Consider the following 24,029-nt stretch of genomic DNA (forward strand, 5'->3'; position numbering starts at 1 on the left):
CGCATAATTCAAGTAATTCAGAAGAGGTGGTATGACTATGAACAAACCGGAAAGTGCCAAGCCGAAGGAACAATTTGTCCAGTCGGTTTTTGAATCGATTGCGCCCCAGTACGATATGATGAATGATGTGCTGAGCTTCCGCATGCACAAGACATGGCGTAAATTCACCATGAAAAAAATGAATGTTCAACCTGGCGATACGGCTCTTGACGTATGCTGTGGTACATGTGACTGGACACTCAGTCTGGCAGAAGCCAGCGGTACCGGTCAGGTATGCGGACTGGACTTTAGCCCGAATATGCTGCAGGTCGGTCAGAAGAAAATTGACCGTGATGGATGGAGCGACAATATTACGCTTACCCAGGGCAATGCCATGGATCTACCATTTGCAGACAATTCTTTTGACTATGTGACGATTGGATTCGGACTGCGTAATGTGCCGGATCTGGAGAAGACACTCAAAGAAATGAAACGGGTCGTTAAGCCTGGTGGTATGGTGGTATGTCTGGAATTATCCAAGCCGACCTGGCAGCCATTTAAAGGCGTGTATTATTTTTATTTTCAGAATTTGCTGCCGCTGATGGGCAAGCTGGTCGCCAAGCGTTATGAACAATACAAATGGCTGCCGGATTCGCTCAAAGCTTTCCCTGGACGTGAGGAGCTGGCTGGTGTATTCCGTAGTATTGGACTGCAGCAGGTACAGGCTTATCCGCTGACCGGTGGAATTGCAGCACTTCATATTGGGATCAAGGAGAAGTAGGATGTTTAAAAAGATTAAGATATTTTTGGAAATGATTAAAATTGAGCATACTTTGTTTGCCCTGCCGTTTGCCTTTATGGGTGCGATGTTGGGATCTTATGTAGTCTATGGTCATCTGCCGACCTGGGAGCAGATCGTATGGATTCTGGTTGCCATGGTTGGTGCACGCAGTGCAGCGATGGGATTGAACCGTCTGATTGACCGTACATTTGATGGTAAAAATCCACGCACGATGATGCGGGCGATTCCTGCCGGACTGCTTCGTTCCGGTGAGGTAGTTATCTTTATTGTGATTTCGCTTGTTGTCTTTTTCTGGGCGGTTACACAGCTATCGCCGCTGGCATTCAAGCTGCTGCCGATTGCGCTATTTATGCTGATTATTTATTCCTTTACCAAACGATTTACCTGGCTATGCCATGTTGTACTCGGAATGACGATTGCGCTTGCGCCGCTGGGCGGATGGGTAGCAGTCGCTGGCCGAATCGACTGGGCAGCTATTGTATTCTATATTGCAATTACATTCTGGACAGCCGGATTTGATGTGATCTATGCCTGTGATGATGCGGAGTTTGACCGCAAGGAAGGCCTGCATTCGATTCCAAGCCGCTTTGGTATTCCGCGTGCTCTGAAAATTGCCCAGGGATTCCATGTAATTACAGCTGCGGGACTGATCAGTCTACTGTTTATTACCGATTTGGGCTGGTGGTACATCGCTGGTGTCATTATCGCCTGTGCCATTTTGTTCTATGAGCATTACATTGTTACACCAAAAGATCTGAGTCGTCTGCAGACTGCTTTCTTCACAATGAATGGAGCGCTCAGTATTATTATGTTCGTCTTTACCCTGGTAGATCTGGCGGTTAAGCAATGGTGGTAAACCGTCCGGAACATACACCGTCCGAGTCTGTCGCTTCGTTCCCTGCCGGCTATCATCCTGATCATGCCGGCAAGCGTTATGTGATTGGCATTACCGGAGCCAGTGGTTCCGTATATGGTGTTCGTCTGACTGAAATACTGTTATCGATGGGCTACAGTGTCCACCTGGTGATTTCCAATGCCGGGTGGAGAGTGCTCAAAGAAGAACTGGACTGGACTGCTTCCGGCAGGGAAGAAATGCTTAGTGGGCATTTCGGTTCCCTGCCGGGCAAGCTGGTGTATCATTCTTTTTCGGATATTGGAGCATCAATTGCAAGTGGTTCATTTCGGGTGAAAGCCATGATCATTATTCCCTGCTCTATGGGGACCCTGGCGAATATTGCAGGAGGCACTTCCGCCAATCTAATGACCCGTGCAGCAGATGTGATGATTAAAGAAGAACGGAAACTGGTTATAGTTCCAAGAGAAACACCTTTGCATGCGATTCACCTGGAAAATATGCTTAAGCTGGCTCGTATGGGAGTCAGTATCATTCCGGCGATGCCGGCTTTTTATTATCGCCCTCAGACACTGGAAGATGCTGTCGACTTTGTAGTTGGCAAAGTGCTCGATATTCTGGATATTGAGCATCATTTATTTGAACGATGGGGGAATAACAGTGAGTGAATTTGAATTGCCGATCAAAATCGGTAAAATTGAGTATACGAATGATTGGCCTATTTATCAGAACTTTGATCCGGCACAGTTGTCTGTACCGGCGGTTATACACAGCGATCTTCCAGCTAATCTGAATCGTGGACTGCTGGAAGATCGATTATTTGTTACTCCGGTATCTGCTTTTGCGTATGGAACACGTTCTGACGATTTCTGGCTGCTGCCCGATTTGTCGGTGAGTGCCAAGAATGCGGTCGGATCGATTCTTCTGTTTTCCAGAAAGCCGTTAGCGGAGCTGGGAAGTGGAACGATCGCGCTGACAAATACTTCTGCTACTTCTGTTAATCTGCTCAAAATCATCCTGGACAAACGATATGGACACAAACCGGAATATGTATCTATGGATCCTGAATTAGACCGGATGATGGAGCATTGTGATGCAGCTCTGCTAATCGGCGATCATGCGATTGCGGCATCGCAGCGTGACACAGGCTATATCGTTACCGATCTGGGTCTGGAATGGAAGCAGTGGACAGGTCTTAGCATGACCTTTGCGGTATGGGCCGTAAATAAGCAGTTTGCAGCTGTATATCCGGACCTTGTAACCGAAATTGGTGAGCAGCTGCGGGCCAGTAAGCAGCGCAGTGTGGCTGATCTGAATCCGGTAATTCATGAAGCGCGCCAGAAAATGGGCGGCAGTCATGAATACTGGGAGCATTATTTCCGGCAGTTATGGTATGATTTTGGAGAAAAGGAACAGCAGGGGCTTGCTCTGTATTTTCAATATGCCCATGAGCTGGGTCTGCTGGATCATAAAGTAAATATGGAATTATGGACTGACAATATGATGACACGGGTGAACGAATGAAACTACTGGACATTTTCGGGACACTAAAAAAAGATATGAACGTAATCGAACGTGAGCTCAGCCGCAGCATTGATACCGAGCACGCGCTGCTTAACGAAACTTCACTTCATCTGTTGAAAGCGGGAGGAAAGCGGCTTCGTCCCGCTTTTGTGCTGCTTGCAGGTAAATACGGTAATTACGATTTGGAACGTCTCAGCAATGTAGCAGTGCCGCTTGAGCTGATTCATATGGCTTCCCTGGTACATGATGATGTTATTGACGATGCAGAGACCCGCCGCGGACAGCTGACAGTAAAGTCCAAATGGGATAACCGGATTGCCATGTATACCGGTGACTATATTTATGCCAAAGCGCTCGTTATTGTCGCCAGGCTGGAAAATCCGGAAATTCATCGCGTACTTGCCAAAGCAATGGTACAGATGTCGATCGGTGAGATGGAACAGATCCGGGACTTCTTTAATACGGATCAGACCATACGCCGCTATCTGCTGCGGATTCGCCGCAAAACGGCATTGCTGATCGCAATCAGCTGCCAGCTGGGTGGATTGGCTGCCGACGCACCGCGTGAAGTGACACGCCAGCTGTATCGTTACGGCTACAATGTAGGAATGGCTTTTCAGATTCGTGATGATGTGCTGGATCTATGCGGTACAGAAAAGCAAATTGGTAAACCTCCGGGCAGCGATCTTCGTCAAGGCAATATTACGCTGCCGGTACTGTATGCCCTGCAGCAGGATTCTCTTCGGGAGCCGCTGCTTGCCGAGATTAACCGGATTCATCAAGCCAATGGAGAAACCGATGTAAAACAGGCCGTACAAATGGTACGCGGCAGTCAGGGAATCGAGCAGGCAGAAGCCCTCGCAGATCGTTATATTCAAAAGGCGATGGATGCTCTGCAGCAGCTTCCATCCGGTAAAACACAGAAACATTTGCAAGAAATTGCTCATTTTGTTGCTAAGCGTTCCCATTAATAACGATAATTTCAAAACATTTCTCGACAAGAACTAACAGAGAAGCCCCCTCCGGTCGATATATAAGTTACGAAGTATGTGAATGGCTTTCCGCTAACCGCATCAAAGGCTGGTTGCTTGTCGGAAATCAGGCGCATAACGAGTAATGTACTCTAAAAAGGGCATATTTTATCAAAAAATGTCGGAAACGTATATGATGGTGTTTCTTTCTGTAATTCACACTTTCTGTTAGAATACACAAGTGGGCATCTTGAAATTGCTCCGATAGCAGATCACTTTGTAGATAACAGGAGAGTGAATCAATGGAACGCACATTTTTGATGATTAAACCTGATGGAGTACAGCGGGGGTTAATGGGACGTATTATCAGCCGCTTCGAAGACAAAGGATTCAAATTGATCGGAGGCAAGTTTCTTATTCCGACGGAAGAACAGGCCAAACGGCATTATGCCGAACATGAAGGTAAAGTGTTCTACGGAGAACTCATTGACTTCATTACTTCGGGACCGGTGTTTGCCATGGTATGGGAAGGTGACGATGTCATCACATTATCCCGTACACTGATGGGCAAGACCAAAGTTACCGAAGCATTGCCTGGTACAATCCGTGGGGATTTCGCTGCCCACACTCCTTTCAATCTGATTCATGGCTCCGATGCCCCTGAAAGTGCAGAACGAGAGATCGCGAACTTTTTTACTCCAGACGAATTAAGCGTTTACGAGAAAAATATTTCCGTCTGGCTCTAAACATACCCCCGCATGGACTACACTCATTATGAACTTAAGGACGTGATGCCATGCTTACAAATGATGCCGTTCAACCAGACTCGGACTATACAGGTTTCATCAAAAAAGTGAAAGATAGTACGGGCATTGACCTAGCACAGTATAAAGAAGCTCAAATGAAGCGCAGATTGACAACACTGCGTTCCAAAAACGGTTTTACCACATTCTCTGCATTCTTTGAGGCTATGCTCAAGGATAAATCATTGTTTTATGAGTTCCTTGATCGGATGACCATTAACGTGTCCGAATTCTGGCGTAACCCGAACCGCTGGGAAGTACTGCGCGATAGCATTTTGCCGCAGCTGCAGAAGAGTGGGAAAAACCTGAAAGTATGGAGCGCTGCCTGCTCTACAGGGGAAGAGCCTTATACAATCGCTACGATTTTGGCCGATAAAAATATTCTGTCCTCAACAACTTTGCATGCTACGGATATTGATGATGGTGCACTGGAAAAAGCCAAAAAAGGACTTTATCTGGAGCGCTCCCTCAAAGATGTACCGACCGATGTTGCTAAACGTCATTTTACACCGAATGGTCATATGTTTGCTGTAAATGACAATCTCAAAAAGGCGGTACAATTCCGCAAAGGCAATCTGTTGACAGATACGTTTGAAACCGGATATGACCTGATTGTATGCCGTAATGTCATGATTTATTTTACTGAAGAAGCCAAAAGTATGCTGTACCACAAGTTTGCAGCCAGTCTGCGTCCGGGTGGCGTATTGTTTGTAGGCAGTACGGAGCAGATTTTCTCTCCGGCACAATACGGCTTTGATTCATCTGAGACGTTCTTCTATCACAAAAACGGCTGATCGCAGCTGTGGATCAAGAACGAAAAGTAGTTGCATGGGGGAATTGATACGGAACAGTCGTAGTAAGCCGGACCGATCTTCATAGATTTGTCCGGTCAGACAAGCAGTATCAAAACGGTGACTTACTTACAATTTCAAGATAATAGATACAAGCAACAAATCAGGGGACAGGATTAGGAGTGGTCCTCCTGAACGGCAAGATTGGATAGATACAATAATCATAGACACGCAGTCTGTTCTGCTCCGGCAGCAGACGGCGTGTTTTTGTTATATCCACATGGAAATCAGGTAGTTTCCATACGGAAATGCAATGTTTGAGGTTCCTTGTCAAATGGATGAAGGCTGTACTATAATAAGCAAAGGTAATTACGGATTTTAGCGATGCACAGTTTAACAGTTTAAAGGGGGAACGCAAAATGAGTATACGTTACTTAACAGCAGGGGAGACTCACGGACCCCAGCTAACTGCGATTATTGAAGGGCTGCCAAGTGAGCTGCAGCTTAATTTTGAAGAATTGAATTTCCAACTGGCCCGTCGTCAAAAAGGATATGGTCGCGGCCGCCGGATGCAAATTGAAAAAGATACAGCGGATATCGTAGGTGGTGTTCGCCACGGATATACAACAGGCGCGCCGGTTGCTTTGGTCGTTGCCAATAATGATTGGAAGCACTGGACCAAGATTATGAATATTGAGCCGATGGAAGGAACGGATGAAGAGAAACGCCGTGTCCATCGTCCGCGTCCTGGTCATGCCGATCTGAATGGCGGACTCAAATATAACCATAAAGATCTGCGTAATGTACTGGAACGCTCCAGCGCACGCGAGACTGCTATTCGTGTAGCCGTAGGTGCAGTTGCCCGTCAATTCCTGGCATCGTTTGGCATCAAAGTCGGTGGACAGGTTATCCGGATCGGTGAGATCGAAGCACCACCGAATAATCTGCCGCTTGATGAGCTGGTTGCCCGTACCGAAGAATCTTCCGTACGTGTTGTTGACAAAGAAACCGAACAGAAAATGGAAGCCTATATCGATCAAATCAAAAAAGAAGGCGATTCGATCGGTGGTATTGTGGAATGTATCATTGAAGGCGTTCCGGTTGGGCTGGGCAGCTATGTGCAGTATGACCGCAAGCTGGATGCACGTATTGCGCAGGCGGTTATGTCTATCAATGCCTTCAAAGGCGTGGAAATTGGTATTGGATTCGAAGCAGGACATATTCGCGGTTCCCAGGTACATGACGAGATTCTGTACAATGAGGAACAGGGTTACCATCGTGCAACCAATCGTCTGGGCGGATTCGAAGGTGGTATGACAAATGGTATGCCAATCGTCGTACGCGGCGTTATGAAGCCAATCCCGACACTGTACAAGCCGCTGCAAAGCGTAGATATCGATACGAAAGAACCATTCACCGCTCAGGTAGAGCGCTCGGATGCATGTGCGGTTCCGGCTGCCAGCGTTGTGATGGAGAGTGTGGTCGCCTGGGAAGTAGCCAAGGCTTTCCTGGAAAAATTCGGTGGTGACTCTATGACCGAGATTCGCAAAAACCTGGAAAATTACCAGGCACAGGTGGATGAATACTAATGACTGATATTCGGACAGTCGACGTTCAACTTGGCGAACGTTCCTATCCCATTTATATTGGTGAAGGTCTGCTGCAGCAGGCCGGCAGTTATCTGGAGAAGCATCAGTTATCCAAGCAGAGTCCGCTGCTGATCGTTACGGATGAAAAGGTAGCCGATCCTTATCTTGGTATTCTGGAGCAGTCGCTGACTGCTTCCGGATTCAAGGTAGTGACCGCTATTGTAGGCTCAGGCGAGACATCCAAGTCGCTGTCTGTTTTTGAAGCTATTATGACCAAGGCGATCGAAGGCGGTCTGGATCGTAAATCTGCTGTTATCGCTCTTGGCGGTGGCGTTGTAGGTGATCTGGCCGGTTTTGTAGCAGGTACGTATATGAGAGGTATCCGTTTTGTACAGATGCCTACTACCGTACTGGCACATGACAGCAGTGCAGGCGGCAAGGTTGGAATTAACCATCCGCTTGCCAAAAATATGATTGGTGTTTTCCATCAACCGGAGCTGGTATTATACGATCTGTCCGCGCTCAAGACTCTTCCGGTACGCGAAGTATATGCAGGACTGGCCGAGATGGTGAAGCATGGACTGATCTGGGATCGCGAATTTGCCTACTGGTGTCTGGAACATGCAGACGAGCTCAAATTGGTGGACATCCAGGCAATGGGATATGGTCTGGAAAAAGGCTGCTCAATCAAAGCCGCAGTAGTATCCAAAGATGAGCGGGAAAATGATCTGCGTGCCATTCTCAACCTGGGTCATACGATTGGTCATGCTATCGAGGCAGTGGCTGGCTATGGCGAGATTATTCACGGCGAAGCCATTTCGATCGGCATGGTGGGTTCGGCTCTGATCGGGGAAGCACTGGGTGCAGAACCAGGTCTGGTAGATACAACCCGCGAAATGCTGCAATCGCTCGGACTGCCTACTATTCTGCCTGAACATCTGAGTGTAGACCGGATTATGAGTGCCATGATGCATGACAAGAAGTTCCAGGAAGGGCAGATGACTTTTGTTGTACCACTGGAAATTGGCAAAGTAGAAATTAATCGCAATGTCGATTATGATCTGGTACGCCGAACGGTTGAGCTTTTAAAGAAAGAGGTGTAAGAGCATGTATGTAAGAGGTATTCGCGGAGCCACAACCGTAACCCGCAACGACCGCCAGGAGATTCTGGATGAGACACTGGCCCTGCTACAGGAGATTGTGGATCGTAATGAATTCGAACCGGAAGATATCAGCAGTATCTGGATTACGATGACACCAGATCTGGATGCTGTTTTCCCGGCTCTGGCTATTCGCGAGATGGAGGGCTGGAATATGGTTCCGCTGATGTGTGCACTGGAAGTGCCTGTTCAGGGGAGTCTGCCGCTGTGTATCCGGTTAATGCTGCATATCAATACGACGAAGACCCAGCAGGAGATTCGCCATGTCTACCTGAATGAAGCCAAACGGCTTCGTCCCGACCTGGCTACATCCTGATTGCTACAGCTGCAATTTATATTTTTATAATAAAATCAGCAGGATTGGTGGAATATTAATCAGAATAAACCCCTCTGCTACCATGCAAAAGGAAAGGCATCATGATGCCTTTCCTTTTGCTGCTTTAAAGCGTCGAATAATGTTTTTTACTGTAAGGGTTGCGTTAGATGCCTGTTATGAAGTATAGTATACAACAAGATTAATAAGCAATATGAGCCGTGTATTGAGATGAGATGCAATTGAGTAGAGAAGAGTATAGATGAGAAGAAAACGTAAGCCCTATCGGCGGACAGTATGAATAAACAGGAGTAAGCTGAGCACAATCAGCAGCGAATGGGAATTCCGAGCGTGTGTCCGTAGCGATTACAGGTGCGATGGCGTTTTAAGAGCAGAACCGGATGAGGAATGAATATACAAGGTAGGCCGTTTTCCAGAGGGGAAGCAGCTACTTTGATACTATTGATTCCATAGGTATATCTTTCTGTTACCAGCAGCAGGATAGAACAGATCATCAGGGGAAGCGGGAGATGGATAGATGTATTCCATTTCTTACATTTGTACAATCTGCACATAGCAGCCTTCATGCGTCATTACGCGTGAAGGCTTTTTTGTTATCCGGCATGTCACTATTCATTCAAAAAAATTCACCCTACATGATATAGAAGGAGCGGATATTTATGATTCAACCTCAGGTGGAACAAGTCATTGCAATGGCAGGTCAGTACAATCTGGTACCCATTACCAAGCGGCTGCTCGGAGATATGGAGACACCGATTCGAATATTCCAGCGTTACGCCGATCACAAACGTGCCTTCCTCCTAGAAAGTGTAGAGGGGGGCAGCAAATGGGCGCGATATTCTTTTATCGGCAGTGACCCTTTCCTGATGATCTCCGGCAAGCAGGGACAGATCACACTGGAGATGAATGGAGAGAAAAAAGCATTAGCCGGCAAGCCGGTCGAACAGCTCAAAGCGCTGCTGCGTCGTTACCGCAGTCCCAAGCTGGACACGTTGCCTCCTTTTACAGGTGGAGCAATCGGATTTTTCGGTTATGATCTGCTGCAATATTATGAGAAATTGCCCGCTCACCGTATAGACGATATGGGCATGGATGATATCCAGTTTATGTTCTGTGATCAGATTGTGGTATTCGATCATGTAAAACAGCATATTCTGCTCGTCAGCAATGTACATATCCCCGAGGGAGCTGATGATCAGCAGATTCGCAAAGCATATGATCAGGCATCACACAAGCTGGAAGCGATGGAGCTGCTGCTGCATAATCAGCCGCCAACCAGTACAGCAGGACGTGCTCCGGTATCAGAAGATATCGAACTGGGCGAGATTCAGTCCAATATGACCAAGGAAGAGTACTTGGATGGAGTCAGCCGGGCCAAGGAATATATTCGCGCCGGAGACATTTTCCAGGTGGTATTGTCCCAGCGGTTCCATATTGAGACCGAAGTGGCCCCACTGGAAGTATACCGGGTACTGCGGACAATGAACCCATCTCCTTATATGTATTATCTGAAAATGGATGATGAGATCATTGTAGGTACCTCACCCGAAGCACTCGTCAAAGTGGAAGGCGATCGACTGCAGACTCGTCCCATTGCTGGCACCCGGCCAAGAGGCAAGACCGAAGCCGAAGATCAGGCACTGGCCGAAGAACTGCTGCAGGATGAAAAGGAACGGGCAGAGCATCTGATGCTCGTAGATCTGGGACGCAACGATCTGGGTCGTGTATCTGAATTCGGTACAGTCAAAGCGGACTCTTTTATGCAAATTGAGAAATACTCGCATGTGATGCATATCGTATCCAATGTATCTGGTCAGCTGCGCAAGGACAAAGACTTCTTCGATGCTTTCCTCTCCTGTCTACCGGCAGGTACGGTATCGGGTGCACCGAAGCTGCGGGCAATGGAGATTATCGCGGAGATCGAGAATGAAGCACGCGGTGCGTATGCCGGTGCGATCGGCTACCTGGGCTTTTCGGGCAATATGGATGCCTGCATTACGATCCGCACGATTATTTTCAAACATGGTCGTGCTTATGTACAGGCAGGTGCCGGAATCGTATGGGATTCCATTCCGGAAAATGAATATCAGGAAACGGTTAACAAAGCAAAAGCGATGCTCAAATCTATCCGTGTGGCTGAAGCAATGTTTCCACCGAAATCAAACCATCCGGACACGGTAACCAATCAGGATTATCTGTACGGCTACGAACGGGTATAAACAGACAAAAAATACAATCAAGCAGGTTGAGAGCCTGAATCTATTATAAATAACAGAGCCGGACGAACGGATAACCGGCAGATCCAAGAGGAGGAGACGATATGTATACATCAGCTACGATGCAGCAGGCGATTACCAAAGTCATTCAGGGAGAGCATTTGCAGCGTGAGGAAGCAAACCGTGTGATGAGTACCATCATGAGCGGAGAAGCTACACCTTCACAGATCGGCGGACTGTTGACAGCGCTGCGGGTAAAGGGAGAGACGGTAGAAGAAATCGCAGGCTTTGCCGAAGCGATGCGCATGAGCGGTGGCCGGGTGCCTGTATTGTCTTCCAACCTGCTGGATACATGCGGTACAGGCGGTTCAGGTATTCATAAATTCAATATTTCCACTGTGTCTGCTATTATTGCTTCATCGGTATCGGTACGTGTAGCCAAGCATGGTAACCGTTCTGCTTCCGGCAAGGCAGGCAGTGCAGATGTACTGGAAGCACTTGGCGTTAATATCGGCCTGAATGCAGATCAGGCTGCACGGTGTCTGGATGAGATTGGAATATGTTTCCTGTTTGCCCAGGTGTTCCATCCATCCATGAAGCATGCTGCTGCAACAAGACGTGAACTTGGCGTACGTACTGTCTTCAATATGCTGGGACCGCTGACCAATCCGGCTGGTGCAGATCGTCAGCTGATCGGATTGTATGATGCCAGCAAAATCGAGACCGTTGCCGAGACGCTGAATCTGCTTGGACTAAAGCGTGCGATGGTTGTTGCCAGTCATGATGGACTGGATGAGATCAGTATTGCAGCGCCTACCCGGATTGCCGAACTGCGTGATGGACAGGTGCAGACGTATGAAGTGCACCCGCACGATTTTGGACTGGATATGCATCCGCTGGAGCACATGCTGGGCGGCGATGCCCTGCAAAACGCAGATATTATCCGCAGGGTATTGAATGGTGAGAAAGGCGCTTATCGTGATGTGGTTCTTGCCAATACAGCTGCCTGCATTTATCTGGCAGGACAGGCCGATCATCTGGCTGAAGGGGCTGCTATTGCAGCAGCAGCTATCGATTCCGGTGCCGCAGCGCACAAGCTGGAACAATTAATTCAGACAACGGAGGCCTATAGTTATGTATCTTGATCGTATCGTAGTAACCAAACAGAGTGAAGTGGAACAGCTGGCCAGTCGTTTTTCATTGTCAGATGCAGAGCGCCAGATCGCAGATATGCCTGCAACGCGTGGATTCCGTCATGCTTTGACATCCAATGCCAATCGGGGAGTCGGTCTGATCGCCGAAGTGAAAAAAGCTTCCCCTTCCAAAGGATTAATTCGTCCGGACTTTCACCCGGTGAATATTGCCCGTGCCTATGAGCGGGCTGGAGCCGATTGTATATCTGTTCTGACCGATGTGCAGTATTTCCAGGGAAATGATCGCTATCTGACAGAGATTCATGAAGCGATCCAGCTGCCACTGCTGCGTAAAGACTTTATTATAGATGAGCGGCAAATCTATGAAGCCCGGTTGATTGGAGCAGACGCGATTCTGTTGATTGCAGCTATTCTGACTCCGCAGCAGATTCGTGATTATCTGGCAGTCGCTGTTTCTCTTGGACTCGATGTACTGATCGAAGTACATGACCGTCAAGAACTGGAAATTGTACTCGCGGCCGAAGGGGCGATAGAACATGGACTGATCGGAGTAAATAATCGCGATCTCAAAACATTCGAGACCTCGCTCTCTACAACAGCAGAGCTCATTCAGCTGCTGCCAGAGGGAGTACCTCTTATCAGTGAAAGTGGTATTATGTCACCTGATGATATTCGTTATGTCGCAGAAGCTGGTGCAGCAGGTGTGCTGGTAGGCGAGTACTTTATGCGTCAGGAAGATATTGCGCAGGCTGTCAGAACCCTGATGGAGCCTGTAGAGTCTGGTGTGGATCACCAAGCGGCTGCTGAGGCTTCCCATGAATAAACAGAATATATCAGCTGTTCCACCTCTTAATGATTCCTTGGTAAAAGAGGATAAAGAGAGCAGTAGCAAAGCCCAAACCAAGATAAAAATTTGTGGACTTCAAAGCGTTGAAGTGCTAAAATATATGATACCGTTACCCGTCGATTACATCGGGTTTGTATTTGCCAGAAGCAAGCGTCAGGTCACTCCACATCAGGCCGGCGAGTTGATCAGCGTACTCCAGCAGTGGCCGGAGGGACAGCGCCCGCAAAGCGCAGGTGTATTTGTTAATCCGGATTTGAATGAACTTGCTTCCGTAATCAGAGAAGCTTCACTGGATATTATTCAGCTGCACGGCAATGAGACACCTCAATTCTGCCAGCAGGTACGTAACACCCTGGGTGTACAGGTATTCAAAGTAATCTCTCTAAGCAACAACCAACAGCAGTCCGATACTGCTGCTCAATTGGAAATGTACAAAGGCACTGTAGATGCCTTTTTATTAGATACGTATGACCCTCTGTATGGAGGAGGATCCGGTAAAACATTTGCCTGGGAACAGATTCATGCCTACCATGAGTGGACAGCAGCGCATCATATACCACTGTTTGTCGCTGGTGGATTGAATCCCGAGAATGTAAATACCCTGCTGTCTGGGTACCCTCTGGAAGGAATCGATGTATCCAGCGGTGTAGAGACAGACGGAACCAAGGATATTGCCAAAATTAAATCGTTTGTGGAAAGGGCGAGAGCATAATGACTACACTACCTGATGCAAAAGGAAGATTTGGAGACTTCGGTGGACGCTATGTACCGGAGACACTTATGAACGCACTTATCGAGCTCGAAGAATCCTACCGCAAATACGCGGCTGACGACGAATTTAATGCAGAAGTTAATTATCTGCTCAAAGAATATTCCGGACGTGAGACTCCACTTTATTATGCCGAAAGACTGACTGAACAGCTGGGGGGTCCGAAAATCTACCTCAAACGTGAAGACCTGAATCATACCGGTGCCCACAAAATCAACAACGCTATTGGCCAGGGTGTACTTGCCAAGCGTATGGGCAAAAAGAAAGTTATCGCTGAAACCGGAGCAGGACAGCATGGTGTAGCTACAGCGACTGTAGCCGCGCTGCTCGGTCTGGAATGCAAGGTATTCATGGGCGAAGAAGATATCAAGCGTCAGCAGCTCAATGTATTCCGTATGAATATGCTGGGAGCCGAAGTCATTCCGGTTACTTCCGGCAGCCGGACGCTCAAGGATGCCGGTAATGAAGCGCTGCGCTACTGGGTCAGCAATGTGGATGATACCTTCTACATTCTGGGTTCGGCGGTTGGTCCGCACCCGTATCCAATGATGGTACGTAACTTCCAGCGGGTGATCGGTGATGAGACACGCCGTCAGATTCTGGAAAAGGAAAATCGTCTGCCTCATACGGTAGTCGCTGCAATCGGTGGCGGAAGTAACGCAATCGGCATGTTCTATCCTTTTGTCGAGGATAAAGAAGTACGACTGATCGGAGTTGAAGCAGCTGGTCGTGGTATCGATACGCCGCTTCACGCGGCAACGATGAGCCTCGGTACCAAAGGAGTATTCCAGGGTTCGATGAGCTATCTGCTGCAGGATCAGCACGGACAGGTACAGGAAGCACATTCGATCTCGGCAGGATTGGATTATCCTGGCGTAGGACCGGAACACTCCTATCTCAAAGATATTGCACGTGCCCAGTACGTACCGATTACCGATCAGGAAGCATTGGATGCACTCAAGCTGCTCTGCCGGACGGAAGGAATTATTCCAGCCCTGGAATCGGCTCATGCGATTGCCCATACCGTCAAGCTGGCCAAGGAAATGGCATCCGATCAACTACTGGTCATCTGCTTGTCGGGCCGTGGCGACAAAGATGTAGAATCCATTATGAGATATGAGCGGGAGGGGTCACTATGAGTATCACAGGGCAGAGCCAAAACCGGATGGATGTTACTTTTGCAGAGCTTCGGGAGAAGGGTGAGACTGCATTGATCCCTTTCCTGACAGTGGGTGATCCCGACCCGCAGACTACGGTAGATATTATTGTGGAGCTGCAGGCGGCTGGTGCGCACATTCTGGAACTTGGTGTTCCTTACTCTGATCCTCTGGCCGATGGCCCGGTAATCCAGCGCGCCTCCCAGCGCTCCCTGACGCATCAGGTGACGATTGACACCTGCCTGGAAGTTGCGGAGCAGGCACGCAGCCGTGGAGTAATTATGCCATTTATTTTGTTCACCTATTATAATCCGATTCTGCAATATGGATTGGATCGATTCTTCGAACAGATGCAGCGTTATGATATCAGTGGCATGATTATACCGGACTTGCCGGTCGAAGAATCTGAAGAGATGCGCAGACGCTCCAGAGCAGCCGGTGTCAGCCTGGTGCCGCTGGTAGCACCTACGTCAGAAGAGCGTATTGCTTCTATCTTGGATGGAGCGCAGGGATTCGTATATTGTGTGTCTTCTCTGGGAGTAACCGGAGAACGCGCTTCGTTCCATAACAATGTGGAGCAGTTCATCCGTAATGTCAAAGCCAATACGGATCTGCCAGTAGCCGTTGGATTCGGTATTTCCAGTCATGAACAGGTACGTCAATTCTCCGAGTTCTGTGATGGAGTCGTTGTGGGCAGTGCGATTGTACGTCAGATCGAATCCCAGATTCCGCTGCTGACCGATCCGGAACGCAAAGCGGAAGGGCTGCTGCAGATCCGGAATTTCGTATCCGATCTGATCGGTCCCAAGTAAATCAGATGGGCTGCAGCATTTAATAATCCCGATCAATAATCAGGATAAAATGGTAATAGTCCCGATAGGATAACAATCGTATAGAAGCTTACTGTCATGATGAGCGCTGCAGCACAGAATATTCTGCGCCGGAGATACATGTCCTTTGACAGTCATCATGCTGAATCAGCGGATGGAATCAGATCGGATCAGTGGAAAGCAGGTTTTCCGCAGAAACGGTGAATTCCGTCCGCTAATTCTGTATAATGTAATGAATACACAACAGCAAAGAAAATGTAAACAGTCCGAAGGAGTGGTCCCGATGAAACCGAAATCCCGTATTGTAAATATTCCCGTATACCAGCCAGGCAAGCCGATTGAAGAAGTGAAACGCGAGCTGGGTCTGACTGAAGTAACCAAACTGGCTTCCAATGAAAATCCGTATGGATCTGCTCCTTCTGTACAGCAGGCAATTGCTGCCGAGCTGACCCAACTGCATCTGTATCCGGATGGAGGTGCTGTAGAACTGACAGCCGAGCTGGCTGCTTCTCTGGGCGTAACATCCGAGCAGATTATTTTCGGCTGCGGTTCCGACGAAATTATCGCTTTGATTACACGTGCTTTTCTGGAGCCGGGCGATGAGACGATCATGGCCGATCAGACATTTTCCGTATATAAAAGCAATGCGGATATTGAAGGTGCTGCTGTTCACGAAGTACCGCTCAAAGATGGCGTACATGACCTGCCAGGCATGTTGGCGCAAATCAATGATCGTACCAAAATTGTCTGGGTATGCAATCCGAACAACCCGACAGGTACGATTGTAGACGAAGCGGAATTGGTACAGTTCATGGATCAGGTACCATCCCATGTGCTGGTGGTGTTGGATGAAGCCTACTACGAATACGTAGTGGATGGAGCGTACCCACAAAGTATTCCAATGTTGTCCAAGTACCCTAACCTGGTCATTCTGCGTACATTCTCCAAAATCTATGGACTGGCTGCACTGCGTATCGGTTATGGTGTAGGCGGAGCTGATGTGATCAAGCTGATTAATCAGGTGCGCGAGCCTTTTAACACATCGCGAATCGGTCAGGCAGCTGCTCGTCAGGCGTTGCGGGATCAGGATTTTGTCCAAGAATGCCGTACCAAAAACCGTGAAGGCATCGAATATCTGACAGGTCATTTTGAACGCCTGGGACTGTCGTATTTCCCAAGTCAAACCAACTTTATCATGGTCGACACCGGACATCCGGCAATGGAAGTATTCCAGTCCATGCTGAGCCGAGGGGTGATTATCCGTGCAGGCCATCACAAATATCCTACGTATATCCGTGTGACGGTAGGAACAGCACGCGAGAATGAAATTTTCATCCGTGCTCTTGAAGAAACACTGCAGGAACGTACAGCTGCGGTATAATGCTGTAACCTGGGAGATAGGCGGATTTCCTCCGGCAAAGAAGCTGGCGAGGAAATTCGCTGCTCATTTGCGCATATAGGTTATGGTGCTTTAAAGCATCTATGCAGCAGATACCCATAATGTGAATGTAATCTAATCAATGAAGAATGAGTGGGATAATCATGACAACGAAAATTGCAATCTTCGGTGTAGGGCTAATTGGCGGCTCACTTGCGCTTTGCTTCAAAGGCAAGCCGGGTCTGCATGTGACTGGCTATACGCACCTGCCGGAATTGATACATACCTATCAGGAGCGGCAGGTGGTTGACCATGCTACACTTTCTGTCGAGGAAGCTGCACAGGATGCGGATTTTATTTTCCTCTGTGTCCCGGTCAGTTTGCTCGGCACTTATTTGGAGCAGTTGAGTCATCTGCCGCTGAAGCCGGGCTGTATTATTACCGATGTAGGCAGTACCAAGGCATCCATTGTTGCCTGTGCAGAGCAGCTGCAGCTGCGTGAAGATGTACACTTTATTGGCGGTCATCCAATGGCGGGCTCAGAGCGCTCCGGAGTAGGGGCAGCTTCTTATCTGCTGTTTGAAAATGCCTACTATGTGCTGACTCCACCGGATCATGTACCGCAACCGGCGTATGAACGTCTGGCTGAGCTGCTAACCCAGCATACCCGTGCACAGATTATCCGGGTAGAGCCGCTGATGCACGATGAGATTGTAGGAGCCATTAGCCATTTACCGCATGTGATTGCTGTCGCTCTGGTCAATCAGATCCGGCAGTATAATGAAGGTAATCCATTATATCGGATGCTGGCAGCTGGAGGATTCCGTGATATTACCCGGATTGCTTCCAGTGATCCGATCGTATGGCGTGATATTCTGCTGAACAACCGTCATATTGTACTGCAGCTGCTGGAAGACTGGAATGAAGGCGTAGAACAGTTTATCGAACTGCTGAAGAGTGAAGATGCCCGCGGGATCGAGGAGCAATTTGAAAAAGCCGGTGCTTTCCGCGACGAATTGCCTGAACGCCGCAAAGGTATGATTACGAAGCTCTATGATCTGTATCTGGATGTCCCCGATCATCCGGGGATTATCGGCAAAATCACGACCGAAATCGGTAATCGTGGCATCAATATCAGCAATGTGCAGATTATCGAGAGCCGGGAGGATGTGCCGGGTGTGATGCGTCTGTCCTTCCGTAATGAGCAGGATATGGAGCAGGCCAAGATGATGCTGCAGCAAAGCGAGTATTCCGTATTTGTCTGACAGAACACGGATATGTTCGTGGGAATTCTATAGGGTAGATGTATAGAAATAAAAAAACAAAAAAGAACTCTGTTCAATCCGGCAGAGTTCTTTTTTGTTTTTATTAGTCTGGAATGGGTAATAGGCTGTGGAATGTAAAATAATTTCCAGTTTATTATTATAGGTCAGAGGAGGAGAATAAATGACGCCCCGTACAGGATATATGCACATTCAAGATGATCCGGCGCAACCACGTTATATTTACAGCAAGCGTAATCTATGGTCGGGAGTTTTGTTTGGGGTAGGTCTGGCAGCTTTTATCGACGAGACTATATTTCATCAGCTGCTGCATTGGCATCATTTTTATGATCTGTCGACAACTGCTGTTGGGCTTGTATCGGATGGATTTTTTCATGCTTTCAGCTGGTTTGCTACCATTGCTTCTTTATTTTTATTTGCAGATCTGCGGCGCCGTAAAGGGCTTTGGCTAACACGCTGGTGGGGAGGCGTACTGCTGGGAGCAGGTATATTCCAATTGTATGATGGCTTGGTACAGCATAAGCTGATGGGGATTCACCAGATTCGATATGATGTAGAACTGGCTCCTTACGATTGGACATGGAATATTATTGCTGTGGTTATGATTATAGTTGGCAGCATTTTGCTGTGGCGCACACGTCGGCGAACATAATATCCTGCTACTCATTAATGTCTGAAAACAGACAGAGACACTGCGGAATGAGGTTAGGAACACAGAATGATAGGAAGGGGAGGAAGGTAGTGGAACATGGCTGGGGACATGGAAGTAGTTCGGCATCTACAGCGATCGAATTAATCTGTACTTTGTTGTATGCATCAGTGCTTATCGGGTATACCCTTATGGGACGATTGTCCAGCCAGCATTACAAGTCCTGGCCGCTCTATCGTTATATATGCTGGTATGCAGGGTGTACCTGCTCGGTAGTGGTCATTATCGGACCCTTTGCAGCCGCGGCACATAGTGATTTTCGCATACATATGATCGGTCATCTGCTGCTGGGTATGCTGGGGCCACTGCTGATAGTGTTATCTGCGCCAGCTACCTTGCTGCTGCGCAGTCTGCCGATCAGCCAGGCAAGGCGCCTGAGTCGTGTGCTGCGCAGTAGGTATGCGGCACTGATTTGCCATCCAGTTGTTGCGGCTATACTCAATACAGGTGGACTGTGGCTGTTGTATACGACACCGCTCTATACATGGATGCATCAATATACCGCGGTAAATCTGCTGGTGCATTTGCATATCGCTTTGGCAGGTTACGTATTCACTATATCAATGTTATATGTGGACCCGGTGGCCCACCGTTATAGTCATGTGTATCGGGCGATTGTAGCAGTCATTGCAGCTGCTCTGCATGGTATGCTGGCCAAATACCTGTATGTTCATCCACCGACAGGTGTATCTACAGGACAAGCAGAAGCAGGGGCCCAATGGATGTACTATGGCGGTGATCTGGTCCAGCTCATTATTATCGGATTATTTTGCTACGAATGGTACCGTGTCACACGTCCTCGTCAAATCAATGTAAAAACCGCTTTGGATGCTTGAGTCCAAAGCGGTTTTTGTATGGAAAATAGGTATATCATTTAATCAGATATCACATTAATTAAAATAAATGTAAAATTATCAAAAAACTTTAGTTAAAAGGGTTGACTAAATGAAAGCGCATACAGTATACTGTAACTACAGTATGGTTTCTCTCCACTCCTATCCAACTACTGGAGTTTCTGAAACATGAAACTCGACCGCTACGCTTATAGCTAGCGGTTCTTTTTTTTGTTTAATTAATAAAAATAGGTACTGCCTTTACGCTTGGTATACTGTACCGGTATCTCTTGCACGTCCCCCCATTTAAAGTGCACTTCAGCAGGGGAGCCAGGGATAATTTTGTGTATTAGTAACTCAATAGATATTCGGCGCTTGTCTGCTGGTAAACTTAATAGTGCATCACCTGCAAGCGTTTCTAAAATATCATCATAATCACCATACTCTTTTTTTGTGGGAAGGGGCACTTTTTCTAATAAGAGATCGATTTCTTTTTGTCTGGATTCATATCTCTTCATAAGCGCACCAAATTGCTCTTCACTTAATTTACTGTTAAGGTAGTAATCATCAAATACTTTCTGTTTCGCGGCATCAAGTATTTGATATTCCTGCTGCAATTTTGCGAGAGAACTTTTTTTTGAATTGTTCTCGCTGTCCTCTTTGTCAGATAATGCTGACATAATTTGGTGCGAGGAAAAACGTTGCTTTGCTGTATCTGTTAGCAATTTAAGAACAGCCTGATCCAATGACTCTAAATCAAAACTTGGACAGGCGCACTTGCCGGTGCTGTTCTTTTTGCTGCAGATATACCGTCTAGTATCCAACCGGCTGCTGACGCGACGAGCATGCATTTTCGAACCGCACAATGGACAGCGTAGTATCGACGATAAAAGTTGTCTGTCATCATGTCCTCGCCAAACAGTTCCTTTAGCAAAACGTGTGTTTTGAATAAACTGAAAGTCAGACCATTCAATTAAATAATCACAGTCTTTGAGGGGATAATATTCACCTTCCCAATGCTGCATACCCGCATAAGTACTATTCGATAATACATACCTCACTCGGCGTACTGACCACTCAGCACCAGACACCATTTTAAAGCCTTGGTCATTCAACCAATTAGTAATAATAAAAGGTCCTTTACCATCTAAAGCCATTTTAAATATTTCACGAATGACAGTAGCAGCCGGCTCATCAACTATGAAACGATCGCCTTCTTTTTTCAATCCATAGGGAGGAGGTCCACCATTCCAACGTCCTTTTTCTGCGTTGGTTTTTTTGCTTTGCATAGTTATATCACTCAAATTGTCGCTATAGTATTCATTAAAATCTACAAGAATACCAGCAACGAGCCTTCCGGAAGGACTTCCAAAATCCAAAGATTCGGACGCAGAGCAAATATCAACATTTAATTTTGCTAAGGAACTATGGATGTATCCAAAATCCTGTTTTAACCTGGTAACTCTTGATAAATTATAAACCACAAATTTTTTTATACGATTTCCTGGAGTCTTTAATTTTGATAATGCTCCCATGATACCAGGACGCTTCGTATAGTTTATTCTAAAACCGGAGTAGTCTATGTCTTTGAAAACACCCACTAATTTAAATCCGTGATAGTCACAGTACTCTTGGATTTTTTTTAGCTGGGTTTGCTCAGATATATCCTCTTTGTCGCTTCTTTCATCACTTTGGCGAATATAGCCAATAGCCTCAATTACCTCATTCATTTATTTTCTCACCTCCTTTCAGGCAAGAGTACTCAGTATTTCCTTCTAACTTCAATCAACTGTCCGATTACAGATACTTCTTCTGATTTAATAATGTCCGGTTGAGATTTGCTATTAGAATAACTAATCACGCAAATATCGCCCTGGCATTTGATTCTACATAGAATAGCTTCCTGTCCGTTAATTGATACAACTGCAATAGAACTCGGATCAACTTGGTTTGTCCGTACTGCAATAGCAACATCACCGGTAGAAATAAAGTCACCGATCATCAAGTCATTATTTACTTTCAAAGCAAAAACTTCGCGATCCGCGGCAGCAGATTTATGTATGTATTCACATTCATTGATATTTGCCATAGAAGTATTGATCACTGGGACCTCGATCATATCCGGAGAGACAGCAGTATATTCTGCTCTAAGCTCGCGAAGCTGAGTAAGTCGCTCCATTTTTTCGCGGATCTCATAAGGAGATTTTTGAATAGCGGCAGCGATAAGAAGCTTTTCAGGGTCGCCGCCAGTAACTTTGGCTAAAGCTCGATTCATCTCGTCACTACCAGGATTACCAGTTTTGCCGTTCTGGAGCTGTGAGATGTACCCCTTACTCACCGAAATACCTTCTTCAGATAATTCCTCAGATATTTTGGAAAGGGATTTTCCCGATCCAGCTATGTATGAACGTAACAATGCAAAGTAATCCAAATAAGACACTCCTCTTTTTTAACTTCAATATATGTGTTGCTTCCTGTTTACATTCTACTAAACGTTTCAGTAAAAAGTCAACAATTATTGTTCGTTAAGTATTGACTGAAACGAATTTATCGTTTACTATTTACTTAACACTTCGTTTACTAATAGGTAAACGGGAAAGGAGGAACAAATGATTACTACCAATCAAAATGTAAGATATGCCAATGTATTGACTGATGCAATCAACAAAGCGGGCTACACCTATCAGCAAGTTTCAGACAAATGTAAGTCTTGCAAGGTGCCGGTTTCGAAATCTTATATCAGTAAGCTAGCATCTGGTATTCTGCCACCTGCTTCTGATGATGTAAATAGAGTATTGGTTGAAGTGCTCGGTCCTAAAAGCGGTCTAACCTACAAGGATATAACTATTGCAAAATACAAAGAAATTATCCCTGTAGAGATTTTAGAAATGCTGAAACGGGCTTGAGAGGGGGGCTAGGATGCGGTCAAAAGAACAGGTTATTGAAGAAATGAATAAACAGGGCGTTACTCCTGAAACGATTGAAAAGGAGATTGCAGCGTTAGAAGCTGAGATTTATTCATTTTTTATGAAAGGTGGTCTACAGCATGAAAACAGAACGCAAACTGGAACCCTATGAACAGCAATTTCTAATGCTGTTCTGTGAAGGTATACGGTTGGCTCATCAAAAAAGACAGCCTAAGGAAGCTACAAGGAAGAATAAAAATCAGACTGCCTAAAAGAGAGGGATTTATACATGACGCAAATGGTATATATCGAAAATGGCCGGACTGTAACAGACAGCTTGCAGGTAGCTCATTCGTTCGGTAAAAAGCATAACCGTGTGATGCAGGACATTCGTGAACTGGCATGTAGCCCAGAATTTAGAGAGCACAATTTCGTGCGCTCATCATATCAAACCGCACAACGCAAAAGTGCACCAAAGTACATCATCACTCAAGATGGATTTGCAATGCTGGCTATGGGATATACGGGTTCAACAGCTATGCGATTTAAAGAAATGTATATTGCAGAGTTTAATAGGATGGCTGGCAAACTGAATGGCAATCCCGCAAACCTACAGGCGATCCTGCAAGCAACCCAGAATTTACTCAGCAGCCAGACTGTTATTATTGATCGTATGAATGAGGTTGAAAACAAGGTGGATTCACAAATCACTTTGAATAGTGGGCAGCAGCGTGCACTGCAGCAAGCGGTCAACAAGAAGGTGTGCAGCATTGAACCAGTCAGCGAGGAACGGAGAGACTTGTTCAGACAAATTCATAAGGAAATCAAGGATCGCTGGCAGGTGCCGAGTTACAAGGATGTACTGAGGCAGGATCTTCAGGAAGTGCTGGATTATATCAAAGCATGGGTACCGGTCAGGAGGATTGAAGTATGACACCAGAACGGTTGAATCAACGGCAAGCGCTTCGTCAGAGATTGGTAAAACTGGAGAGAATGCAGGCGGAAGCAGACGTACAGTTCCCAGGCAATAATTTCTTTCAAGAAGCCATTACTGATCTATACACGGAACTGCGGACAAAAGAAAAAGGACCGCACGGGAATGCGGCCCTCAAGATCGTCGTGTTACTCAAATAGTTAATTG

At 46.8% G+C, this 24,029-nt stretch carries 26 protein-coding genes; 24 read left to right on the forward strand and 2 right to left on the reverse strand.

The window, feature by feature from the left end; all coding sequences use genetic code 11:
* The first annotated feature begins 37 nt into the window (after positions 1-37).
* From H065_RS0117545 to H065_RS0117640, 20 genes are all read left to right on the forward strand, one after another.
* Positions 38-760, forward strand: a complete 723-nt coding sequence (locus H065_RS0117545) for a demethylmenaquinone methyltransferase (protein ID WP_017814390.1) — start codon at positions 38-40, stop codon at positions 758-760.
* A gap of 1 nt (position 761) precedes the next feature.
* Complete coding sequence (locus H065_RS0117550; RefSeq protein ID WP_017814391.1) at positions 762-1,637, forward strand: UbiA-like polyprenyltransferase; 876 nt, start codon at positions 762-764, stop codon at positions 1,635-1,637.
* On the forward strand, positions 1,628-2,302 hold the full coding sequence (locus H065_RS0117555; protein WP_017814392.1) for a UbiX family flavin prenyltransferase: 675 nt from the start codon (positions 1,628-1,630) through the stop codon (positions 2,300-2,302). Before H065_RS0117550 ends, H065_RS0117555 begins: the two co-directional genes overlap by 10 nt.
* Positions 2,295-3,158 carry a menaquinone biosynthesis protein gene (locus H065_RS0117560; RefSeq protein ID WP_017814393.1) on the forward strand — a complete coding sequence of 288 codons (864 nt, stop codon included), beginning with the start codon at positions 2,295-2,297 and terminating at the stop codon, positions 3,156-3,158. The genes H065_RS0117555 and H065_RS0117560 overlap by 8 nt, the downstream gene beginning before the upstream one ends.
* Positions 3,155-4,129: a heptaprenyl diphosphate synthase component II gene (hepT, locus tag H065_RS0117565; RefSeq protein ID WP_017814394.1), complete on the forward strand. Its 975-nt coding sequence runs from the start codon at positions 3,155-3,157 to the stop codon at positions 4,127-4,129. The genes H065_RS0117560 and hepT overlap by 4 nt, the downstream gene beginning before the upstream one ends.
* A gap of 302 nt (positions 4,130-4,431) precedes the next feature.
* A complete protein-coding gene (gene ndk / locus H065_RS0117570; RefSeq protein WP_017814395.1) occupies positions 4,432-4,875 on the forward strand; it encodes a nucleoside-diphosphate kinase in 444 nt (147 codons plus the stop codon).
* Positions 4,876-4,925: 50 nt separating this feature from the next.
* Complete coding sequence (locus H065_RS0117575) at positions 4,926-5,726, forward strand: CheR family methyltransferase (RefSeq protein WP_017814396.1); 801 nt, start codon at positions 4,926-4,928, stop codon at positions 5,724-5,726.
* 416 nt (positions 5,727-6,142) lie between these two features.
* Positions 6,143-7,312 (forward strand): chorismate synthase, encoded by a 1,170-nt coding sequence (aroC, locus tag H065_RS0117580; protein ID WP_017814397.1) that lies wholly within the window; start codon positions 6,143-6,145, stop codon positions 7,310-7,312.
* An 8-nt stretch (positions 7,313-7,320) separates the two neighbouring features.
* On the forward strand, positions 7,321-8,415 hold the full coding sequence (aroB, locus tag H065_RS0117585) for a 3-dehydroquinate synthase (RefSeq protein WP_026136309.1): 1,095 nt from the start codon (positions 7,321-7,323) through the stop codon (positions 8,413-8,415).
* A 4-nt stretch (positions 8,416-8,419) separates the two neighbouring features.
* Positions 8,420-8,788 (forward strand): chorismate mutase, encoded by a 369-nt coding sequence (aroH, locus tag H065_RS0117590; RefSeq protein ID WP_017814399.1) that lies wholly within the window; start codon positions 8,420-8,422, stop codon positions 8,786-8,788.
* Positions 8,789-9,465: 677 nt separating this feature from the next.
* Positions 9,466-11,025 carry an anthranilate synthase component I gene (gene trpE / locus H065_RS0117595; protein WP_017814400.1) on the forward strand — a complete coding sequence of 520 codons (1,560 nt, stop codon included), beginning with the start codon at positions 9,466-9,468 and terminating at the stop codon, positions 11,023-11,025.
* 101 nt (positions 11,026-11,126) lie between these two features.
* Positions 11,127-12,167: an anthranilate phosphoribosyltransferase gene (gene trpD / locus H065_RS0117600; RefSeq protein WP_017814401.1), complete on the forward strand. Its 1,041-nt coding sequence runs from the start codon at positions 11,127-11,129 to the stop codon at positions 12,165-12,167.
* The gene (gene trpC, locus H065_RS0117605; RefSeq protein ID WP_017814402.1) at positions 12,157-12,999 is read left to right on the forward strand and encodes an indole-3-glycerol phosphate synthase TrpC; all 843 of its coding nucleotides are present in this window, start codon (positions 12,157-12,159) and stop codon (positions 12,997-12,999) included. Before trpD ends, trpC begins: the two co-directional genes overlap by 11 nt.
* On the forward strand, positions 12,992-13,735 hold the full coding sequence (locus tag H065_RS0117610) for a phosphoribosylanthranilate isomerase (RefSeq protein WP_017814403.1): 744 nt from the start codon (positions 12,992-12,994) through the stop codon (positions 13,733-13,735). Before trpC ends, H065_RS0117610 begins: the two co-directional genes overlap by 8 nt.
* On the forward strand, positions 13,735-14,931 hold the full coding sequence (trpB, locus tag H065_RS0117615) for a tryptophan synthase subunit beta (protein ID WP_017814404.1): 1,197 nt from the start codon (positions 13,735-13,737) through the stop codon (positions 14,929-14,931). The genes H065_RS0117610 and trpB overlap by 1 nt, the downstream gene beginning before the upstream one ends.
* A complete protein-coding gene (gene trpA, locus H065_RS0117620) occupies positions 14,928-15,761 on the forward strand; it encodes a tryptophan synthase subunit alpha (RefSeq protein WP_017814405.1) in 834 nt (277 codons plus the stop codon). Before trpB ends, trpA begins: the two co-directional genes overlap by 4 nt.
* A gap of 301 nt (positions 15,762-16,062) precedes the next feature.
* Complete coding sequence (hisC, locus tag H065_RS0117625; protein WP_026136312.1) at positions 16,063-17,160, forward strand: histidinol-phosphate transaminase; 1,098 nt, start codon at positions 16,063-16,065, stop codon at positions 17,158-17,160.
* Between the two features lie 161 nt (positions 17,161-17,321).
* Positions 17,322-18,422 (forward strand): prephenate dehydrogenase, encoded by a 1,101-nt coding sequence (locus tag H065_RS0117630; protein ID WP_017814407.1) that lies wholly within the window; start codon positions 17,322-17,324, stop codon positions 18,420-18,422.
* 202 nt (positions 18,423-18,624) lie between these two features.
* Complete coding sequence (locus H065_RS0117635; RefSeq protein ID WP_026136313.1) at positions 18,625-19,092, forward strand: DUF2243 domain-containing protein; 468 nt, start codon at positions 18,625-18,627, stop codon at positions 19,090-19,092.
* An 89-nt stretch (positions 19,093-19,181) separates the two neighbouring features.
* Positions 19,182-19,985, forward strand: coding sequence for a cytochrome c oxidase assembly protein (locus tag H065_RS0117640; protein ID WP_017814409.1), 804 nt, complete (start codon positions 19,182-19,184; stop codon positions 19,983-19,985).
* A gap of 236 nt (positions 19,986-20,221) precedes the next feature.
* Here H065_RS0117640 and H065_RS0117645 read toward each other — a convergent pair whose 3' ends face one another.
* Together H065_RS0117645 and H065_RS0117650 are read right to left on the reverse strand one after the other, a co-directional pair.
* Entirely contained in the window at positions 20,222-21,712 is a 1,491-nt protein-coding gene (locus H065_RS0117645) for a recombinase family protein (protein WP_017814410.1), read from the reverse strand.
* A 32-nt stretch (positions 21,713-21,744) separates the two neighbouring features.
* Positions 21,745-22,413 carry a LexA family protein gene (locus H065_RS0117650; protein WP_017814411.1) on the reverse strand — a complete coding sequence of 223 codons (669 nt, stop codon included), beginning with the start codon at positions 22,411-22,413 and terminating at the stop codon, positions 21,745-21,747.
* 178 nt (positions 22,414-22,591) lie between these two features.
* Here H065_RS0117650 and H065_RS0117655 point away from each other — a divergent pair, with 178 nt between their 5' ends.
* The 4 genes from H065_RS0117655 to H065_RS0117670 all read left to right on the forward strand — a co-directional run bounded on the left by H065_RS0117655 (position 22,592) and on the right by H065_RS0117670 (position 24,022).
* Positions 22,592-22,888, forward strand: a complete 297-nt coding sequence (locus H065_RS0117655) for a hypothetical protein (RefSeq protein ID WP_017814412.1) — start codon at positions 22,592-22,594, stop codon at positions 22,886-22,888.
* 13 nt (positions 22,889-22,901) lie between these two features.
* Positions 22,902-23,060 (forward strand): hypothetical protein, encoded by a 159-nt coding sequence (locus tag H065_RS27945; RefSeq protein WP_017814413.1) that lies wholly within the window; start codon positions 22,902-22,904, stop codon positions 23,058-23,060.
* A 117-nt stretch (positions 23,061-23,177) separates the two neighbouring features.
* Positions 23,178-23,822: a Rha family transcriptional regulator gene (locus H065_RS0117665; RefSeq protein WP_017814414.1), complete on the forward strand. Its 645-nt coding sequence runs from the start codon at positions 23,178-23,180 to the stop codon at positions 23,820-23,822.
* Complete coding sequence (locus H065_RS0117670) at positions 23,819-24,022, forward strand: hypothetical protein (RefSeq protein WP_017814415.1); 204 nt, start codon at positions 23,819-23,821, stop codon at positions 24,020-24,022. Before H065_RS0117665 ends, H065_RS0117670 begins: the two co-directional genes overlap by 4 nt.
* Positions 24,023-24,029: the final 7 nt, after the last annotated feature.

It is taken from the genome of Paenibacillus shenyangensis, from assembly GCF_000346635.1.
Taxonomy (GTDB): Bacteria; Bacillota; Bacilli; order Paenibacillales; family Paenibacillaceae; genus Saccharibacillus; species Saccharibacillus dauci.

What these genes read in the sequence shown, in the direction of transcription:
- H065_RS0117545 (WP_017814390.1), top strand. Translation starts at nt 38, where the DNA reads ATGAACAAACCGGAAAGTGCCAAGCCGAAGGAACAATTTGTCCAGTCG.
- H065_RS0117550 (WP_017814391.1), top strand. Translation starts at nt 762, where the DNA reads ATGTTTAAAAAGATTAAGATATTTTTGGAAATGATTAAAATTGAGCAT.
- H065_RS0117555 (WP_017814392.1), top strand. Translation starts at nt 1,628, where the DNA reads ATGGTGGTAAACCGTCCGGAACATACACCGTCCGAGTCTGTCGCTTCG.
- hepT (WP_017814394.1), top strand. Translation starts at nt 3,155, where the DNA reads ATGAAACTACTGGACATTTTCGGGACACTAAAAAAAGATATGAACGTA.
- ndk (WP_017814395.1), top strand. Translation starts at nt 4,432, where the DNA reads ATGGAACGCACATTTTTGATGATTAAACCTGATGGAGTACAGCGGGGG.
- H065_RS0117575 (WP_017814396.1), top strand. Translation starts at nt 4,926, where the DNA reads ATGCTTACAAATGATGCCGTTCAACCAGACTCGGACTATACAGGTTTC.
- aroC (WP_017814397.1), top strand. Translation starts at nt 6,143, where the DNA reads ATGAGTATACGTTACTTAACAGCAGGGGAGACTCACGGACCCCAGCTA.
- aroH (WP_017814399.1), top strand. Translation starts at nt 8,420, where the DNA reads ATGTATGTAAGAGGTATTCGCGGAGCCACAACCGTAACCCGCAACGAC.
- trpE (WP_017814400.1), top strand. Translation starts at nt 9,466, where the DNA reads ATGATTCAACCTCAGGTGGAACAAGTCATTGCAATGGCAGGTCAGTAC.
- trpD (WP_017814401.1), top strand. Translation starts at nt 11,127, where the DNA reads ATGTATACATCAGCTACGATGCAGCAGGCGATTACCAAAGTCATTCAG.
- trpC (WP_017814402.1), top strand. Translation starts at nt 12,157, where the DNA reads ATGTATCTTGATCGTATCGTAGTAACCAAACAGAGTGAAGTGGAACAG.
- H065_RS0117610 (WP_017814403.1), top strand. Translation starts at nt 12,992, where the DNA reads ATGAATAAACAGAATATATCAGCTGTTCCACCTCTTAATGATTCCTTG.
- trpB (WP_017814404.1), top strand. Translation starts at nt 13,735, where the DNA reads ATGACTACACTACCTGATGCAAAAGGAAGATTTGGAGACTTCGGTGGA.
- trpA (WP_017814405.1), top strand. Translation starts at nt 14,928, where the DNA reads ATGAGTATCACAGGGCAGAGCCAAAACCGGATGGATGTTACTTTTGCA.
- hisC (WP_026136312.1), top strand. Translation starts at nt 16,063, where the DNA reads ATGAAACCGAAATCCCGTATTGTAAATATTCCCGTATACCAGCCAGGC.
- H065_RS0117630 (WP_017814407.1), top strand. Translation starts at nt 17,322, where the DNA reads ATGACAACGAAAATTGCAATCTTCGGTGTAGGGCTAATTGGCGGCTCA.
- H065_RS0117635 (WP_026136313.1), top strand. Translation starts at nt 18,625, where the DNA reads ATGCACATTCAAGATGATCCGGCGCAACCACGTTATATTTACAGCAAG.
- H065_RS0117645 (WP_017814410.1), bottom strand. Translation starts at nt 21,712, where the DNA reads ATGAATGAGGTAATTGAGGCTATTGGCTATATTCGCCAAAGTGATGAA.
- H065_RS0117655 (WP_017814412.1), top strand. Translation starts at nt 22,592, where the DNA reads ATGATTACTACCAATCAAAATGTAAGATATGCCAATGTATTGACTGAT.
- H065_RS27945 (WP_017814413.1), top strand. Translation starts at nt 22,902, where the DNA reads ATGCGGTCAAAAGAACAGGTTATTGAAGAAATGAATAAACAGGGCGTT.
- H065_RS0117665 (WP_017814414.1), top strand. Translation starts at nt 23,178, where the DNA reads ATGACGCAAATGGTATATATCGAAAATGGCCGGACTGTAACAGACAGC.
- H065_RS0117670 (WP_017814415.1), top strand. Translation starts at nt 23,819, where the DNA reads ATGACACCAGAACGGTTGAATCAACGGCAAGCGCTTCGTCAGAGATTG.